We start from the raw sequence: 17,706 nt of genomic DNA, 5'->3' as shown, positions 1-17,706 counted from the left end.
AAGCTGATTCGCGGCTTTGCTGTATTAAGGGGGTCTTGCTTTGCCTAGAGAGATTCACGCAGATGAGCTGGCGTCGCTCAAGGAAATTGCCGAAATGCTCAATTCGATGAATGATATGAAGGTCATGCTGAATGCGGTACTGGTGAAGCTTCTTGAGGTCACGAGCTTTACAACAGGCTGGATTTTCTTGCTCGATGAGCATTCAGACAGCATATGTGCGGCCGCGCAAAATCTCCCCTCAACCCTTGCGGCAAACGATAATGCAGCGATGTGCGGAGAAGGCTGCTGGTGCACCGAAAGCTATCGCCAGAACAAGCTGAATCGCGCGGTCAACATTATTGAATGCTCACGAATCGTATATGCTGCGGAATACAACGCCGGCGATAAAGGCGGCTTGACGCATCATGCGACGGTGCCGCTGAAAGCAGGCACGGAGAGCTTTGGACTGCTGAATGCAGCGCAGGCGGGCAAGGAGTTTTTTTCGAATGAGGAGCTGGCCCTACTGCAGGCGGTTGCCTACCAGATAGGAACAGCGATTAAGCGTATCCGCCTATTTCAGGCACAGGAGCGAAGTGCGCTGCTCTATGCGAAGCTTGGCGACGTCATTACCCGAATCCATGCCGTGCAGGACATTAGCGAGCTTCCGCTTAAAGCCGTAGAACATATCGCTGAAGCGTTCGACTGGCCGCAAATTGCGTTATTCGTCTATGAGCAGGACAAGCTCTCGCTTCGTGCCAATTACGATGGCCGGCAGACGAGGGAAGGCTGGCAGCAGCTCGATTGTGGAAATGGAGGGCTTGTTGCCGAAGCGTTTCACCATAATCGTCTCGTCGTTGTTACGGATAGCAAGGAGGAAGCGGTTGTGCCGCTAACAGCTACGGGTCTAAAGGCATTCTCATCGGCCGTGGCGATTCCGCTGCGAAGGGGAAGCTGCCCGTATGGTGTTCTGTTCATTAGCAGTATGGATAATGGGCATTTCGATCATTATCATGAGGAGTTTATGTATGCGCTCGGCGAGCATTTGACGCTCAGCATTGATAATTTGAGAGTAATTGAGCAGCGTAGGGAGCTTGCCCGCATGGAGGAGCGAATCCGAATGGCACGGGATTTGCATGATTCGGTGATGCAGAAAATATTTTCAATGTCTTTTATCGCCAAAGGGGCAGAAAAGATTCTTGGCGGGAAAGAGCCGATTGTGGAGCGCTCGCTTCAGGAAATTGCCAGCTTATCGCAGGAGACGCTAGGCGAGATGCGTACCCTTATTTGGCAGCTGCATCCCGCTGGCCTAGAGAATGGGCTGCTGCCTGCGCTTAAGCAATACGGCGAAAGGATGGAGCTTACCGTACATACGAAGGCAGAAGGGCTGAAGGAGCTGCCCCGAACGCTGGAGGAAGGGCTGTGGCGAATTGGCCAGGAAGGGCTCAACAACATTCGAAAGCATGCCGGCGTGAATGAGGCCTATATTCGACTGGTGAAATCGGAGCGGGCAGTATCGCTGGAGATCGAGGATCATGGGCGAGGTTTTTCGCCTAAACAACTGCACGGACAGACGATGGGAATGCTGTCTATGCGGGAAAGAGCAGAGGCGCTCGGCGGCGAATTTATTATTCATAGCGAGCGGGGGCAGCGAACCATTATTCGGGCAAGCATACCGCTGGCAGTAGAGGAGGGAGGGTAAGCGGTGAAAATTAAGCTTTTACTCGTTGACGATCATCAAATTGTTTTGAAGGGCATTGCTTTTTTTCTGAGTTTGCAGCCGGATTTCGAAATTGTCGGGGAGGCAGCCAATGGACAGGAAGCGGTGGAGAAAGCGGCCGAGCTGCAGCCGGATATGATCTTGATGGATTTGCAAATGCCTGTCATGGACGGCATAGAGGCAAGCCGAATCATTGCCGAGCAGCATCCAGCGATAAAGGTGCTGGTGCTGACCAGCTTCGCAGACCGCAGCCATATTGTACCTGCTCTGCAGACGGGGGCGATTGGCTACATGCTGAAGGATGTCGCACCGGATCAACTGGCGGAGGCGATACGCAGCGCTTATAAAGGCAATATTCAGCTGCATCCCGATATTACCAGCGTTTTAATCGGTACGGGAGCAGCCTCTTCCCGGTTCGATGGGACAGAGGATCGCTTATTTCATTCGCCCCCGCAAGCAGAGTCGGAACGCGATTCATCACGCTCCAAGTCAGATCAAATAGCTTTCGCTTCGCTGACACCCCGTGAAATGGAGGTGCTTAGGCAATTGATGAGAGGGAACAGCAATAAAGATATTGCCCGGGCATTAGTCGTTGCTGAGAAAACAGTGAAAACTCATGTCAGCAGCATTCTTAGCAAGCTTGATGTAAGCGATCGAACACAAGCTGCGCTGCGCGGCATTCATTATTTGGGCCCAGAGGCGTAAGGCTAGACCTAAGCCCTCCGCGCCTCCAAGCTGGCGACTTTCATGCTATTGGCCGATGTTTTGTGAGCAGAAGGCTTGTAAAATAAAGCTTATCACAAATACACAATAGAGAAGCTGCCCGCATAGAGCGCTTTTTTACGGAGGGAATATTTATTATGAGCACTGTACTTTTTGTAAAAGCAAATGATCGTGGATTAGACCAAGCGGTTAGCGTAAAGCTTTATCAAGCTTTTCTCGATTCTTATAAAGAAACACATCCGAATGATGTCGTTACGGAGCTGGATTTGTTCCAAGAAGAGCTTCCGTATATGAATGCCAATATGATTAACGGCAATTTCAAAGCGCCACGCGGCTATGAGCTGACACCAGAAGAGCAAGCAGCGGTTGACGTTTCCGGTAAATATATCGATCAATTTCTTGCGGCGGACAAAGTTGTTTTCGGTTTTCCACTGTGGAATTTGACAATTCCTGCTGTGCTGCACACTTATATTGACTACATTTACCAAGCAGGCAAAACATTTAAATATACCGAGCAAGGTCCAGTTGGTCTTATTCCTGATAAAAAGGTTGCTCTGCTTAATGCAAGAGGCGGCGTGTACTCCGAAGGTCCAGCAGCGGCAGCTGAAATGTCCCTTAATTATGTCCGCAATATTATGCAGTTTTTCGGCGTAACGAATTTCGAAATCGTTATTGCAGAAGGTCACAACCAGATGCCAAATGAAGCGGAAGCGATTGTTGCGCATGCAATTGAAGAAGCAAAAGCAGCGGCAGCACGTTTCTAAATCAGCAATATACATCAATATACAATTCGAAAGAAGCAAAGCCTTGGCCAGAGCCTAATAAGCTCATGGACAAGGCTTTTTAATGTTTTGCCCCTGCTGGATGGTGTGGGAGAAGCAGCTTTATAAAAATTTGCTGGCGATGGATTGACAACGAAAAGAGGTGTGTTTATACTGTGTATAAAGATATATACAGTATACAGAGTGACAGGAGGAAAACTTGTGAGTATGTGGCAAGGGGCATGTCATATTTTAATCTACGAATTGCGGAAGACTCGTTGGGGTTTTCTAGGCTCGCTCTTTTTAGCTTTATATATGGCAATTATCGGGGGTATGCTCTTCCGGCTAGATGAGACGCTGGTTTTGGCAGCCGAGTATTGGGCCATTGATTTTGTTTTTCTCACGACGCTTCCTTGTCTAGGCTTTGTGCTAAGCCATACGAATATGTTCTATTGGCGTAATGATACCTTTAGCGGGAAGCTAGCTGAATGGCGCATATTGCCGATACCGCTGCCTCAGTTGATTTGGGGAAGGCTGATGCAAATCGTTGTTATACTGCTTCCTATGCAGATTATTTTTTTCCTCCTTCAGTATTTTTTGGTCGATGGGATGAAAGAGACGATTTCTCCAGGCGCTTATCTTTTATTCGGACTATTCTGGTTTCTATATTCACTTGGCATGGCAGCAACCTATGCCATTTGGGAATACGGCTACAGCGGAAAAACGTATATGATCGTTTGTTTCTTATACTGCATTTTTTATCTGCTGCTTACCTTATTGCTTAGTGTCAATGATATTTCGATTGTCCAAAGCTTGTTAAGAGGAATGGAAAATGGCGAGTGGTGGTATTTGTTAATCGGACTTTTGATAAGTATCGTTGGAATTGCCGTCAGCTATATGAGTCTTAAACGCCGCTTGGAAACACGAAGCTTTTAAAGCAAGACATTCAGTAATCAAGCAAAGAAGGTGAAGCCGTGTGGCTGCCGATTCAAATTAATGAGCAAAGCGCAGAACCGCTTTATTACCAAATAGAAGTACAGCTGAAAGCGCTGATTGTTAGTGGACAAGTAGCCGAAGGAACGCTGCTTCCGTCTATTCGGGAGTTCGCGCAATCGTTGAAATGCAGCGTCATTACCGTTCGTCGGGTTTATCAGGATCTGGAGTCGGAAGGGCTGCTGCGAACGAGACAGGGAACGGGAACCTACGTTGCTGCGGTTGAGCAGGGTGATCGTGACCGCTATCGGCTAAATGCTGTAGTTGAAGCATTCGAGACGGCCATTACAGCGGGACAGCGAGTGAAGTGCTCTCGCGAGGAACTGGAACGGATTTTTCGCGAGCAGCTGGACAAGCATTTTAAGGATCATGCTTAGAGGGAGGGCAAGTCATGAGCAACGATATTGCTATTCGAATACACGAAGTAGAGCTGCGGCATGAGCGGTTCCAGCTGGGACCTTATTCATTGGAAGTGCCGAAGGGCTGCGTCACCGCAATTGTCGGTCCGAATGGCTCGGGCAAAAGCTCGACCTTCCGAATGCTGCTGGGTCTGATCAAGCCGGATAAAGGCGAGCTTAGCATGCTTGGCCATTCCATCGCAGACCATAAAGATACTGGCTGGAAGAAAAAAATCGGCTATGTGCCTGAGCTGTTTGGCAGCCATGAGAATAGGCTGAGAGCCTCGGACAAGACGGACTTTGTGCGAAAATGGTATCCGAATTGGGATGTGAACCTGTATCGTGAAATTTTACGGATTTTCGAGGTTGATGACAGCATTAAGCTTGGCAAAATGTCCAAAGGAACGAGGCGCAAATATGAATTCGCGCTTGTGCTTGCCCATCGCCCCGAGCTGCTGCTCCTTGACGAGCCATCCTCTGGCTTCGATCCGCTGGCTTGGCGCAGCATGATGAGCTTTTTGCACAATTATATGAATGATGGAGAGCGAACGATTCTTATGGCCTCCCACATTGTGGATGAGGTAAAGCGTCTCGCGGATTATATCGTCTTTATGTCGCAGGGCCGCATACTGGGCATGTACGAGAAGGATGAGCTGCTCAGCAGCTGGCATATGTTTTATGTGAGTGGCAGCGAGCTTGATGGTATTGATGTCAAGAGTATCCCCGGCGATTGCATAATGGAGGATGCAGGCGGCGGAAATATGCGAATCATTACGCGGCAGGCACTGGAAACCGAGCGCTGGCTTGAGCAGGCGAGCATCGAGATCATGGGGCGGCAGACGCTCGACCTTGATGATATTTTGGCCGTATTAATTGAACAGGACAGACAGCATATTAGAGCATAATAACGAGGAGGATACGACGATGAACCCATTAAAAATCGAACAAATTTATAAGCAATATGGCGATAAAACAGCCGTAAATGGCATTAGTCTAGAAGTAGGAGAAGGCGAAATCTACGGCCTGCTAGGTGCGAATGGCGCAGGCAAAACGACGACGATGCGAATGGTGCTGGGACTTATTTTTCCCGATGGGGGCCAAATCTTATATAACGGCAAGCCTTACAGCCATAATCAGCTGCAAATGCTCGGTTATTTGCCGGAGGAGCGGGGCATGTATCCGCGTGTTCGTGTAAGTGACCAGCTGCTGTATTTGGCGAAGCTGCGGGGGATGTCGAAGCGGGATGCCGATCAAAGCCTAAAGTATTGGTTGGAAAAATTCGGCGTGCCGGAATATTACAATAAGAAGCTGGAGGAGCTGTCAAAGGGCAACCAGCAAAAAATTCAGTTCATTGCTTCGGTCATCCATAAGCCGAAAATCGTCATTTTGGATGAAGCCTTTAGCGGGCTTGATCCCGTGAACGTGGAGCTGCTGAAGGCGGCGGTGAAGGAGCTGCGTGAAGAAGGAACGACTATGCTGTTCTCGACACACCGCATGGAGCATGTGGAGGAGCTGTGCCGCAATATTACGATCATGCACCGCTCGAACGCGGTACTGCAAGGCAATCTTAAGGAACTCAAGGGGCAGTATCCACGCGAGCGCGTCATGCTGGGAACCGAGCGCACCGTGAAGGGGCTGGAGACGCTGGAAGGCGTAACGAATGTGCAGCGCAATGAATCAGGTTACGAGCTCCGAATTGAGAACGAAGCGGCGGGCGGGCTTATTTTACGCCATGCGATGGAGCAGACGGAAGTTCGGCGCTTTGAGATTATGGAGCCAACCTTAAACGAAATCTTTATAAAATTGGTGGGTGAAAAGCATGAGTAATTTTTGGACAGTCGTCAGCTTTACCGTTCGCAATAAGTTTCGGACAAAATCCTTTCTAGTTATGACATTGATTTTCGCAATCATTATTACGATTGGTACTAATTTGCCTTATCTGATTTCTCTGTTTAACAATGACAGTGTAAAAACGGCCTCCATCGGCTATATTCAATCGGAAGCGGGCAGCGCGGCCGAGGGAACTAAGCTTGCCGAGCAGCTCAAAGTCTACTACACGCAGCAGGAGCAGCCGAATGTGATACTGGTTGATTTTGCTGATACGGGTAGTGATGCGGGCAATGAGCAAGCACTTAAGCAGGGCATTATCGATCAGAAAATTAAAGGGTATTTGACCTTTGGCGACGTTCAGGCAAACGGCTTGCCAGCTGTAACCTATAAGTCCGAGAAGCTGCTGGATGAATCCACAACTCGTTCGCTGCAGGGGGCGCTGCAAAACATACGCACCGAAATGATTTTCAAGGAAGCCGGGCTGAGCGAGGAGCAGAAGGTGCAGCTGTTCGCGCCGGTTTCGATTGAGACAATGCAAATTGCTGCTGAAGCGGGAACAGGGTCCAATAACGAAGGGCTGTCGCCTGAGCAGCAGGCGGTCAATATGGGACTTGTATCGATTATTGTCATTATGCTGTTCTTTGTTATTATGGTGACGGGGCAGCTCATTGCGACAGAAATTACATCGGAAAAAGGCTCGCGGGTTATGGAAATTCTCATTACTAGCGTATCGCCGCTGACGCAAATGTTCGGAAAGGTGTTCGGAATGTTCCTCGTCGGCTTGTTCCAACTGGTGCTGTATGGAGCCGTGATGATCATTAATTTATCGATGCCGCAAAATAAAAATGCGTTTATGAATTGGAATATTGATTTCAATCAAATTAATCCATCGCTGATCGTGTATGCGGTCATCTACTACTTGGCAGGCTATTTCCTTTATGCCATGCTGTATGCGGCGATTGGCTCCATTGTGAGCCGGACGGAGGATTTGGCCCAGGCGGTTATGCCGATTACGATTTTATCGCTGGCAGGCTTCTACATTAGCACGTTCAGCATTTCAAATCCGGACACCATGCTGGTGAAAGTCGCTTCCTTTGTGCCGTTTTTCTCGCCATTCGTCATGATGCTGCGAATTGGACTGACGAACCCGCCAGTATGGCAGGTGCTGCTATCCTTGGGTATTTTGTTCGTATCGATTTACATCTTCGGCTGGCTGGGAGCGAAAATTTATCGCACTGGCGTCCTGATGTATGGCAAGCGGCCGACGTTTAAAGAGCTGCGGAAGGCGATGCGGGCTTATAAGGTTTAAAAGGTTGTTTATAAGTGTGGGTAACACCTACTATTGTCACACGTTGGACATACTAATGTCATAAGAAATACGAGGAGTTACCACTAAAATGCCCCCCGTGATCGTACAGAAAGCCTGTATTTACGGGGGGTTACTTTTTTTAATTGTATAAATTGATAGGCATAGGAATATGCCAGATTATCGTGATCAAACAATTAATGCGTGAACATAAATTGTCACTCTCCATAAATAGTTGAATGGGGATGGCCATTGTTTATTATCGGGGAGAATATTCGTAAGCTAAGGAAAACGGAAGGTTTAACTCAAATCGAATTCGCCAAACAGATCGGTATTTCACAAGGGACTTTAAGCGATATCGAACAAGGTAATTGTAATCCATCAGTAGATACTGCCCTTTCCATACATAGACGATTTGATGTCGACTTGGACTGGCTGTTAAAAGGTGAAAAGAATAGTGCAGTCGCTGTGCAAAAAATGTCCTTAGATTTTTCGGTTCAAGAAAAGCAACTGTTTAAATTAATTAATAAATTGAATGAAGAAGATCAAAAGGGGTTATTGGAATACGTTGAATTTAAATTGAGTCGGTATTAAAAAAATAGTGTCAGGCTCAGAAAATAAAGTTGCAGATTTGAAAAACAAAGTATCAGACTGACACTGCCTCATTAAGCTCCCATGGAAGAACGTAATCACTTCCATAATATGTGGTGTCTTGTGAGCCTTATTGATTTAAAACTGTCCTCCAGAACTCTGAAGTAGAACCGAAACACAAAACAAGAAACCCGGATTTTTTTGAAAAAATGGGGGTTTCTCTACAGCCTGAGCCTTAACATCAAGCTGAAACTTTTTTTCATATGGTGCCTATCAATAAATAATTTAGTGGAGCCCCTTTGCGTCCTCATTAAACCAATTAGCTTGGGTCACAACTGTCATTTTTATGTCCCCAGTAAATGATGCGCTCGGTCCCCTCTGGAGTGTACAGGCTGCTCCTTTTTTATTGATCTATCTAGTAAATTGGTTAAGAATAGGCTCGACTAACTTCCAGAGCGGACAAATTATTGCCCATAGCGAGCAGGAAAGAGAGTATACGTCTCAGGCTTATCAAGCTGCAGTATAGGATAAGGGCATTACCATAATCACATCCTATAAAGGAATGGCCACTGATAATGCCCTAATGAGTTGCTTCATTCCACACTAAACTCCAAAACCATTTACCTCGAAGAACTTATGTGTGGTTTCTTGATCTTGAGAGTCATAAAAAGCGGTGCAGTTCTGTAACATTCCCGCCTTCTTTGTAAAACTACCTTTTTTAATCATTATCAATAAACGGTGAGCTAAAGGACGACTCCGGAGTGCTGGAATGCAGTTCTATGATGCTGCAGCAAATTTAGCCCTTGTGGAGGGTTCCTGAACGCGATAATCGTAAGGATGCAGCTGTAGTTACAGCTCCGAGGAACACAATAACAGCCCCGATCCAACTGATGGACGTGAGTGACATTTGCTCCACGACAACTCCACCGAGGCCTGCACCGACAGCCATGGCGAGCTGCACCACAGAGTTGTTCAAGCTTAGCATAATACCTGATGCTTCCGGTGCCTGCTGGACCAAATTGTACTGCGTAGTCGGGCCCGAAGTCCAGGCGGAGAAGGACCACAGCATGAGCAGTGGGAACATGACGATTGGCGACATGGCCCCGAGAGAGATAAGGATCAGAGCCAGCGCATGAACCAGCAAACTGCCGATGAGCGTGCGGGGTACACCCCATTTATCCGAGCTGTAGCCCCCGAACTTGGATCCTAACAGGCTGGCAATGCCGAAAGCAAACAGCCCGATACTTACGATTTGCTCGCTCATTCCCGAAACAGAGAGCAGGAACGGAGAAATGTACGTATAAACAATCGAATATCCGGCGATCCAGAAGAAAGTAATGAGCAACGCCATGGCGATTCTAGGCTCCTTCAACAAGGCCAGCTGCTTGCCGATCGGCACCGGCTCTTCCCCTTCCGACTTTGGAATCAGGAAGTACATCCCGACTATGGCCAGCAGACCAAGTACCCCGAGGCCTGCAAAGATTATCTTCCAATCGTAGAAAGAAGCTGCCACTCTACCTAGTGGAACGCCGACAACCAGCGCGGTCGAAAAGCCCATCACGACTGTAGCGATACCGCTGCCCTGTTTATCGGGCGGAGCGAGTTTGGATGCTACCATCAATGCGGTAACAATAAATACGCCGGTACTAAGCGCCAGAATGATTCTCGAGATGAATAGAAAGAGAAATCCCGGCAAAACGGCTGTCAGGGCATTGCCAATGACAAATGCGACAAGAGAATAAATGAGTAGTTTTCTCCGATCCATTCGTGACGTTAAAGCCATTAGAACAGGCGTCCCAAAAGCGTACGCCAATGAAAAAACAGTAATTAGCTGCCCAGCCACGGATACAGGGACTCCTATCGATGCCGCTACTTTATCCAGAATCCCCGCAATAATAAGCTCCGATGTACCGACGAGGAAGCTAACAACGGCGAGCATATAAATTTTCCATGTATTTGATATCATTGTATTACTCCTATTCCATTTCATTTTTGTTCTAAATACATTAGTAAAAAAGGTAATTTCCATTAAACGATATCCTGACTACTATATGATCACAATGTTCGCACCCTCACTTAAGACGCCAAAGCCGAGAATTGGATCTCAACGCTTTTATATTTGTGTGTATCGGCCCCCCTCTTTTTTATTACTCACGTATGGAATAATCATCATTTGTGTATTATTATATAAAAGAAAGCTTCATTGCAATAACCAGACGAGTAGTTTTTGAGTAATAAGTAACAAATATAAAGGTTTTGGGGTTTATTTATCAAAAAGAGAGGGGCTACGTATGTCTAAAGTGGATCGACGTATATCAAAATCACAAGGAGCGATTAAAAAAGCTGTTGTTGAATTGCTGCTTGAAAAAGATTTTGATGATATTACAATGCAAGAAATTTCAGACAGAGCAAACGTTAACCGAAAAACGATCTATCTACATTACAAGGATAAATACGACTTATTGGATAATCTCATTGAAGGACACATCCAAGCACTCCGAATAATTTGTTATCCAGAATCAGAAACCTCAGATGAAACCCAAATAACCTGGTTTGAGTATTTTGAAAGAAACTATTGCTTCTTTTCGGCTGTTCTGTCGGGTAAAGGAGCTCCGTTCTTCCGCAGCAGATTCCTTGAATTTGTTATTGAAGATCTCAGAAATGGGTGGGAGTTGGTCGAAGGGAAAACGAAGGGATTAAATGAGGACATTTTGGTGAACTTTTTCGCGCCAGCATACGTAGGACTTGTGGAATGGTGGTTTCTGAATAAGATGCCGTATCCCCCAAGCGTTATGAATAAACAAGCAGAGTTTATATTAGATATGAACTTGTCATAGTTTCAATAAAATAATGCCCCAATTAAAATCAAGGCATTATCAGAGTCTGTAAAATATTCTGTGTAAACTCTCAAACCCTATTACAATAGAAGAAAGGCTGGTTTGAGAGGATGGCACCGATGAATCCCTGCTTAAGATGTGAAGCTGCGAATAACTAGTTTCGTTTTACACAAAGAACGACAATTAAGTCGAAACAGTTCCGTCTAATTAGCTGATTTCCTTTCCTGTTTAGGTTTTGTTAATTCAAAACTGTGTTTTACCATATCATGTAGGGCATCTTCTGGAAGTTCCCCATCTAAAATAATGGTGTTCCAATGTTCTTTGTTCATATGATAACCAGGCTTTACCTCTATATAGGCATTGCGCAAAAAATCCGACCTGTCGGGATCACATTTAAGATTGATACAAAGATGTTCATCTTTAATGAATATCAAAGCAAATAGTTTCTTGTTTCCTTTATGACGTATTGCCGTCCATCCTTCTCCGAAGGGATGATTTTCATACGAGCTTGGATAAGTCAAACAGTAGCCGACGATTTCCTCTAATTTCATTTTGATCTTCTCCCATCCGTGCTGTTATTCTTGGTTCTTGCTACGCGTATACCAAGCTGAAATTTCTTCAAGTCTCTGTTTAATTTAATATGCCTATCTTGCCCTTCAGAGGATAGTCTTTATTAGAAGACAAGAATACAGTCCTTTCATTATAAAACTTATTAAAGTAATTATACGTTTTCAAATGAATATCAGGCTGATACCATCTAGAAAACCCATTTTTCTGAAATAATAAAGGCATACCCAAACGTTTGGATCGTATCCCTTTCAAACCATCTCCAACATTCAGTGAATCAATATAAATTCGATCAACAATCCCCTGTAGTCTTTTTGGAAAATCAGGAGTGAATGGTAAAAGAGGAGAAATGGATGCCTGAGTAGCAATTCCAGCAGTATGGATATTTTCGAGGGCTTTTAAGCGCAAGCTAATACCAGGAGCTAAAGGCGCAAAAAGTCGTTTTATGTCTTCTCGGTCTGTTTCAATAGTCATAGAAACTAAAACCTCACAACGTTGTTGCAATTCTAAAAGGATATCAAGGTCTCTAACCACTAGAGGACTTCTTGTTTGGATTTGAAGGAAATCCGGTGGAGACTCAATCATTTCAGTTAATATTTTTCTTGTTATTTTGACATTACGTTCAACAGGTTGGTATGGGTCTGTTGCTGTAGACATAAAAATGTTGATTGATTTCTTATTTCTACGTAGGCTCTTAATTTCATTGTTATAGTTTTCAACTGCGTTAAGTTTAATATTAATCCATTCTCCCCAGGGAAGATCATTGTATTTTTGAAGGGGCATTTCCCTAACATAACAATACGAACATCCGAAAGCGCAGCCACTGTAAGGATTCAAAGAGTGAGTAAATCCAACAGTAGATTCTCCTTTGGTTGCACTCAAAATTTTTTTTGCCATTATATCATTAATTTGCATGTCGGATCCTCCTTATTCTAGGTATTTATATAAATAAAATTACAATCAATGAAACTCCCTCCATCAGTTCAACTGATAAAGGGAGTTTTGTTGTTAGATTAAAAAGTAGATATGGAGAACCGAGAATCGAGAATTGGATAAAATAAACCTATCCAAATTCAAGGTGAACGAAGTGACAAAGAAAAATTACGATCAAGCGTTTAAAAGACAAGTCGTACTGATGGTTCAAGAAGAGGGGAAAACCGTTCCTCAGGTTACGGTGGAATTAGAGCTGCATGTCAATACTGTGTATCGGTGAGTATCCGAAATCAAACTAGATGGCGGACAAGCCTTTCCTGGCAGTGGACAACTGAAAGCAAAGGACAAAGCCGTCAAGTCGTTACAAAAGCAAATCCGTGACTTGCAAGAGGAAAACGATATTCTAAAAATGGACCACACGTAAGGCCCGAAGGTTACGCAGATGCTTCATAAGCAAGGCAGGAAAGTGACGGAGAAAACCGCCCCTTGGATAATGAAGGCACAGAGTTTGAAATCCAGTACCGTTAAGAAGTAAAAAGCAACGACTCTAAACATAACCTGCCCGTCTAGAAGCAATAGGATTGTTATGTTAATCAATTTAGAACGCGTTAGGACCCGATATAATTGCAGGATGGCGGACAAAAGACCAATGAGCATTTACTGTACGCCATTCACCGTCAATCAGACGAAAAACTGCAGTCGAATTCCAGAAAGTGTGAAGTTGTTCTTCTCTATTTTCTCCTTCTACAAAATTGCGTAAATTGTAACTCAATACAGCCAAATCGCCGGAGCCACTGACAGCGACGTTTGGATTAAGATACTCACTCCGGATAATGTTAGGATTTTTATAGAGTGATAAAATATGTTCTCTTACTGCTGCATTACCAACAACAAGTTTATCAGTCGCAGGATCGAAGTAAGTAATGTCATCACTGTAACTATCTAGGTAGCCATGGCAGTCTCCTTGATTCCACCGTTCGTTATTAGCACGTTCTATGTTTAATACAGTTTCAGCTATTTCTTTGATATTTAAGCTCATATTTTTGCTCCTTTTCAATTAACAGATTGAAATGATATGATCATTTTAGGTCATTAAGAATAAATGATAAAGGCTAAATCAGGACTTAAAATGATAATTTTCGGACATTTTGTAAATTTAGAATAGAGGGGCTTAACCTAGTGATTCGCATGTCTAAGCAGAAAATAAATATAGAACGCCTTAAATACCAACCTGTATTACCCTATACTTACGATTTAGAGATATTTCGTGTCTCTAATCTTAAACAGCGAACACCGATAGAAAGAATGCATATAACTTATCGATATGAATTCTATATGTTGATATGTGTTACTCAAGGTAACTGTATTCAATTAGTCGATTTTGAGCCGATTTCTTGTAGTACAGGAACCTTACTAGTCATATCCCCTAGCCAAGTTCATAATTTTGGAGACTTTAATAATTGGGATGGATGGATTATTCTGTTTCGTTCGGAGTTTCTCATACCTACCGCATCAACATTAAATGAGCTTAAACTAGCTTTCGACTTAGAAAAAATACCGAAAAAACTTAATTTAAATAATGACGATTTGTGCCGTGGAATCGATTCCATTGAACGCATGGTTGAAGACTCTATAATTGAAGGTACGGAAGAAGACATTCACATGTTATTACGTTACCAGCTTTATGCATTTGTGACCTGGCTCAATGTTCTTCATAAACGTGAAAAAATGCATGACACAATCCATTCTCGAGCTTCTCTGCGTTTTATAAGCTTTCAGAAACTTGTTGAAAAACACTTTTCAGAGTTGAGCCATGTCAGTGAGTACGCTATTCGTCTAAACTGTTCGGAAAAAACGCTGACTCGAGCAACGATGGCAGCAGTCGGAAAAAGTGCCAAAGCATTTATCTCTGCCAGAATTAATCTTGAAGCGAAACGAATATTGGTGCATACTGATTATTCAATTAGTGACATTGCAGAAAAGCTTAACTTTAAGGAAGTCACCCACTTTAGCAAATTTTTCAAGCGTGAAACAGGTTGTACACCAGTGGAGTTTCGGCAGCGGCATCTTTGAAATTATTATTTTTCATTTTCCTGTTATAGACTGCGTTTTCGTTTCGTACCACTAATTTGCAAATAAACATAGATGATACTTAAATATGCCCTGATTCGATCAAGAACGATGATCGATCAGGGTTTTTCGCGTTTAGGCTCAGTGCAGCATACAAGAGGATAGAATTGTTCATGCATAAGTTAATTTTCTACATTCTTTGTTTACGAATCTTAACTTAGAATGAAAGAGTCTTATTAATGGGGGTTAAACATTGGGAGCACCACACCATATAGCACACTCATTTAAGGATTGAATAGGCTGTACATTTCGGAAAAGAGAGATTAATACACGGTAACAAGTGTAAATTACAAGCTTATTTCTATACGGTTTATCTTTATAATGTTTACATACATGACCAGAGACAATGACAATGACAAGGGAGGGATTTTGTTGAATAACGAACAAAAGAATAAATTGTGGTATAAAGAGCCAGCCTCAGAGTGGAATGAGGCACTTCCTATTGGTAATGGTCGATTGGGTGCGATGATCTTCGGCGGCATATATGAAGAGAAGCTTCAGCTAAATGAGGATACGGTATGGTACGGCGGACCGCGGGATAGAAATAATGAAGATGCTCTTCCTCATTTGCCGCAGCTGCGTGAGCTGCTGATGCAAGGACGGCTGAAGGAAGCCGAGGAGCTTGCAGCACTGACCATGCCGGGTCTGCCGGAAGCCCAGCGGCATTATTTGCCGCTCGGTGACTTGCTCCTTACTATGGCTCCGCATGACCAGAATGCTGCGGATTACCGCCGGGAGCTGGATCTGTCTGACGGAGTGGCCCGCGTCAGTTATCGTTTAGGTGATATAAGCTGCACCCGGGAGCTGTTCGCCAGCCATCCCGACCAGACGATTGTGCTGCGGTATACGGCCGATAAACCAGGAGCTATATCATTGAAGGCCCGATTCAACCGCAATCGGTGGAAGTATATGGAGAAGACAGAAAAATGGGGTCATGACGGACTGGTCATGAGAGGCGAGTGCGGAGGTGAAGGGGGAAGTCAGTTCCGAGTGGTGCTCAAGGCTGTCCTTGAAGGGGGAAGCTGCCGGACGGTTGGGGAACATCTCCTTATCGAGAAGGCGGACAGTGTAACTCTCTTGCTGATGGCAGCGACTACCTTTCGTTACAACGACCCCGAGACACATTGCAAATCACAGCTGAGCACATTGGAGAAGCTGTCCTATAATGAATTACTCGTGCGGCACACTCAGGATTACAGAGCCCTATACAATCGGGTGGAGCTAAAGCTCCCGGGTAATGATGGGGCAATGGAGCAGTTGCCAACTGATGAAAGGCTAAGCAGGATCAAAGAAGGGAAGCAGGACAATGGTTTAGTCGCCCTGTACTTTCAGTATGGGCGCTATCTGCTCATTTCCTCCAGTCGTCCGGGTTCTTTGCCGGCCAATTTGCAGGGCATCTGGAATGATAGCTTTCTTCCGCCATGGGACAGTAAATTTACGATCAACATTAACACTCAGATGAACTACTGGCTGGCGGAAAATTGTAATTTAGCGGATTGTCACGAGCCATTATTTGAGCTGATTGAGCGGATGAGAGAGCCTGGCCGCCGCACAGCTAGAGTCATGTATGACTGCCGTGGCTTTACAGCTCATCATAATACAGACATTTGGGCGGATACTGCCCCGCAGGATACTTATTTACCGGCTTCCTTCTGGCCGATGGGCGCAGCATGGCTCTGCCTGCATCTCTGGGAGCATTATCGTTTTGGAAAGGACCGGCTCTTTCTGGAACAGGCTTATGAGACCATGAAGGAGGCGGCAGAGTTTTTACTGGATTATTTAATAGAAGATACAGAAGGAAGACTGGTCACCTGTCCTTCTGTATCTCCTGAGAACCGTTATACTCTTCCCGGAGGGGAGAGCGGTGTACTCTGTGTAGGTGCCTCTATGGATTTTCAAATCATTAGAGCGTTGTTCGGCGCTTGCATAACAAGCTGTGAAATTCTGAACCGGGATCAGCCGTTCGCTGAAGAGCTTGCCGAGACGCTGGAACGGCTGCCGAAGCCACAGATCGGCCAATATGGACAGGTTCAGGAGTGGATGGAGGATTATGAGGAGCCAGAACCGGGTCACCGACATATTTCCCATCTGTTTGCCCTCTATCCTGGCGACGAGTTTAACCTGGAGCAGACGCCAGAGCTTGCGGCTGCATCCCGTGTAACACTGGAGCGCAGGCTAAGCGCTGGAGGAGGGCATACGGGATGGAGCCGTGCCTGGATCATTAATTTCTGGGCACGTCTTCAGGATGGGGAGAAAGCCTTCTCCAATGTGTTAGCGTTATTAGATCATTCGACATTGCCTAATTTGTTCGACAATCATCCGCCGTTTCAAATAGACGGTAATTTTGGTGGAGCTGCAGGTATCGCCGAGATGCTTTTGCAAAGTCATACGGAAGAAATTCTGCTCCTGCCAGCACTGCCGGCAGCCTGGGATAGTGGATTCGTCCGCGGTCTTAGAGCGCGTGGAGGATTTACTGTAAGCTTGCAGTGGTCGGAATTGAAGATAGTAGAGGCAAGGGTAGAGTGTGCAACAGCTGGACTATGCAAAATAAGCGGGCCGGGCCTCGCAAGGGTGGAATTTATGGCTGAAGCAGGACAGACCTATTCCTTCTCCTCGGATGAGGAAATTAATTTATAGATATATATAACCTCAAACTTTTATAATCAGTAAGCCAAACAGCGATTTCTCAAATATAGAGAAAGGATGTGACTTTTCGATCCTTTCTCTATATTTCTACGCGAAACGGTAGCTTTGCCGTCAGAGGACGGCGACTGCCGTTTACGCTTGTGTAGGAGGGAAGCGTTGTTTGGCTTTTTTGTATGCATGGGATCTATGTGGGATAAGAAATTATACACGGCAAAAAGGTGTAAATTACAAGCAGTCACCCGCGCTATATATTCCTATAATGATCCTAGGCTAATAACAACAATCAGGAGGTAGG

General features: G+C 45.1%; 17 protein-coding genes. 13 read left to right on the top strand and 4 right to left on the bottom strand.

Annotated features, from left to right (window positions below; genetic code table 11):
- Positions 1 to 40: 40 nt before the first annotated feature.
- From AC50YG_RS06555 to AC50YG_RS06515, 9 genes are all read left to right on the top strand, one after another.
- The gene (locus AC50YG_RS06555; RefSeq protein ID WP_494825601.1) at positions 41 to 1,678 is read left to right on the top strand and encodes a GAF domain-containing sensor histidine kinase; all 1,638 of its coding nucleotides are present in this window, start codon (positions 41 to 43) and stop codon (positions 1,676 to 1,678) included.
- A gap of 3 nt (positions 1,679 to 1,681) precedes the next feature.
- Positions 1,682 to 2,401 carry a response regulator gene (locus AC50YG_RS06550; RefSeq protein WP_494825599.1) on the top strand — a complete coding sequence of 240 codons (720 nt, stop codon included), beginning with the start codon at positions 1,682 to 1,684 and terminating at the stop codon, positions 2,399 to 2,401.
- A gap of 155 nt (positions 2,402 to 2,556) precedes the next feature.
- A complete protein-coding gene (locus tag AC50YG_RS06545; protein ID WP_338554749.1) occupies positions 2,557 to 3,183 on the top strand; it encodes an FMN-dependent NADH-azoreductase in 627 nt (208 codons plus the stop codon).
- A gap of 219 nt (positions 3,184 to 3,402) precedes the next feature.
- Positions 3,403 to 4,116 (top strand): hypothetical protein, encoded by a 714-nt coding sequence (locus AC50YG_RS06540; RefSeq protein WP_494825597.1) that lies wholly within the window; start codon positions 3,403 to 3,405, stop codon positions 4,114 to 4,116.
- Positions 4,117 to 4,154: 38 nt separating this feature from the next.
- On the top strand, positions 4,155 to 4,550 hold the full coding sequence (locus tag AC50YG_RS06535) for a GntR family transcriptional regulator (protein ID WP_494825596.1): 396 nt from the start codon (positions 4,155 to 4,157) through the stop codon (positions 4,548 to 4,550).
- A gap of 14 nt (positions 4,551 to 4,564) precedes the next feature.
- Positions 4,565 to 5,476 (top strand): ABC transporter ATP-binding protein, encoded by a 912-nt coding sequence (locus AC50YG_RS06530; RefSeq protein ID WP_494825595.1) that lies wholly within the window; start codon positions 4,565 to 4,567, stop codon positions 5,474 to 5,476.
- Between the two features lie 19 nt (positions 5,477 to 5,495).
- Positions 5,496 to 6,398 carry an ABC transporter ATP-binding protein gene (locus AC50YG_RS06525; protein WP_341281275.1) on the top strand — a complete coding sequence of 301 codons (903 nt, stop codon included), beginning with the start codon at positions 5,496 to 5,498 and terminating at the stop codon, positions 6,396 to 6,398.
- On the top strand, positions 6,391 to 7,710 hold the full coding sequence (locus tag AC50YG_RS06520) for an ABC transporter permease (RefSeq protein WP_494825593.1): 1,320 nt from the start codon (positions 6,391 to 6,393) through the stop codon (positions 7,708 to 7,710). The genes AC50YG_RS06525 and AC50YG_RS06520 overlap by 8 nt, the downstream gene beginning before the upstream one ends.
- Positions 7,711 to 7,959: 249 nt before the next feature.
- Entirely contained in the window at positions 7,960 to 8,301 is a 342-nt protein-coding gene (locus AC50YG_RS06515) for a helix-turn-helix domain-containing protein (RefSeq protein WP_494825591.1), read from the top strand.
- 793 nt (positions 8,302 to 9,094) lie between these two features.
- On the opposite strand, the gene AC50YG_RS06510 is transcribed toward AC50YG_RS06515, so the two are convergent.
- Positions 9,095 to 10,261, bottom strand: a complete 1,167-nt coding sequence (locus AC50YG_RS06510; RefSeq protein ID WP_494826348.1) for an MFS transporter — start codon at positions 10,259 to 10,261, stop codon at positions 9,095 to 9,097.
- A 328-nt stretch (positions 10,262 to 10,589) separates the two neighbouring features.
- Here AC50YG_RS06510 and AC50YG_RS06505 point away from each other — a divergent pair, with 328 nt between their 5' ends.
- A complete protein-coding gene (locus tag AC50YG_RS06505; RefSeq protein WP_494825589.1) occupies positions 10,590 to 11,135 on the top strand; it encodes a TetR/AcrR family transcriptional regulator in 546 nt (181 codons plus the stop codon).
- 203 nt (positions 11,136 to 11,338) lie between these two features.
- Here AC50YG_RS06505 and AC50YG_RS06500 read toward each other — a convergent pair whose 3' ends face one another.
- Positions 11,339 to 11,686 (bottom strand): MmcQ/YjbR family DNA-binding protein, encoded by a 348-nt coding sequence (locus tag AC50YG_RS06500; RefSeq protein ID WP_494825587.1) that lies wholly within the window; start codon positions 11,684 to 11,686, stop codon positions 11,339 to 11,341.
- Positions 11,687 to 11,765: 79 nt separating this feature from the next.
- Entirely contained in the window at positions 11,766 to 12,617 is an 852-nt protein-coding gene (locus AC50YG_RS06495; protein ID WP_494825585.1) for an SPL family radical SAM protein, read from the bottom strand.
- 133 nt (positions 12,618 to 12,750) lie between these two features.
- Here AC50YG_RS06495 and AC50YG_RS06490 point away from each other — a divergent pair, with 133 nt between their 5' ends.
- A complete protein-coding gene (locus tag AC50YG_RS06490) occupies positions 12,751 to 12,915 on the top strand; it encodes a transposase (RefSeq protein WP_494825583.1) in 165 nt (54 codons plus the stop codon).
- A gap of 318 nt (positions 12,916 to 13,233) precedes the next feature.
- Here the strand turns inward: AC50YG_RS06490 and AC50YG_RS06485 are convergent, their stop codons facing one another.
- Positions 13,234 to 13,674, bottom strand: a complete 441-nt coding sequence (locus AC50YG_RS06485; RefSeq protein WP_494825581.1) for a YybH family protein — start codon at positions 13,672 to 13,674, stop codon at positions 13,234 to 13,236.
- Positions 13,675 to 13,823: 149 nt separating this feature from the next.
- Between AC50YG_RS06485 and AC50YG_RS06480 the strand changes: the two genes are divergently transcribed.
- Both AC50YG_RS06480 and AC50YG_RS06475 read left to right on the top strand, forming a co-directional pair.
- A complete protein-coding gene (locus AC50YG_RS06480) occupies positions 13,824 to 14,708 on the top strand; it encodes an AraC family transcriptional regulator (protein WP_494826347.1) in 885 nt (294 codons plus the stop codon).
- 390 nt (positions 14,709 to 15,098) lie between these two features.
- On the top strand, positions 15,099 to 17,402 hold the full coding sequence (locus AC50YG_RS06475; RefSeq protein WP_494825579.1) for a glycoside hydrolase family 95 protein: 2,304 nt from the start codon (positions 15,099 to 15,101) through the stop codon (positions 17,400 to 17,402).
- The last annotated feature ends 304 nt before the right edge of the window (positions 17,403 to 17,706 follow it).

Source organism: Paenibacillus sp. J31R34 (assembly GCF_059383715.1).
The sequence above is the reverse complement of the archived record's forward strand: the minus strand, read 5'-3'. Positions and strand labels throughout refer to the sequence as shown.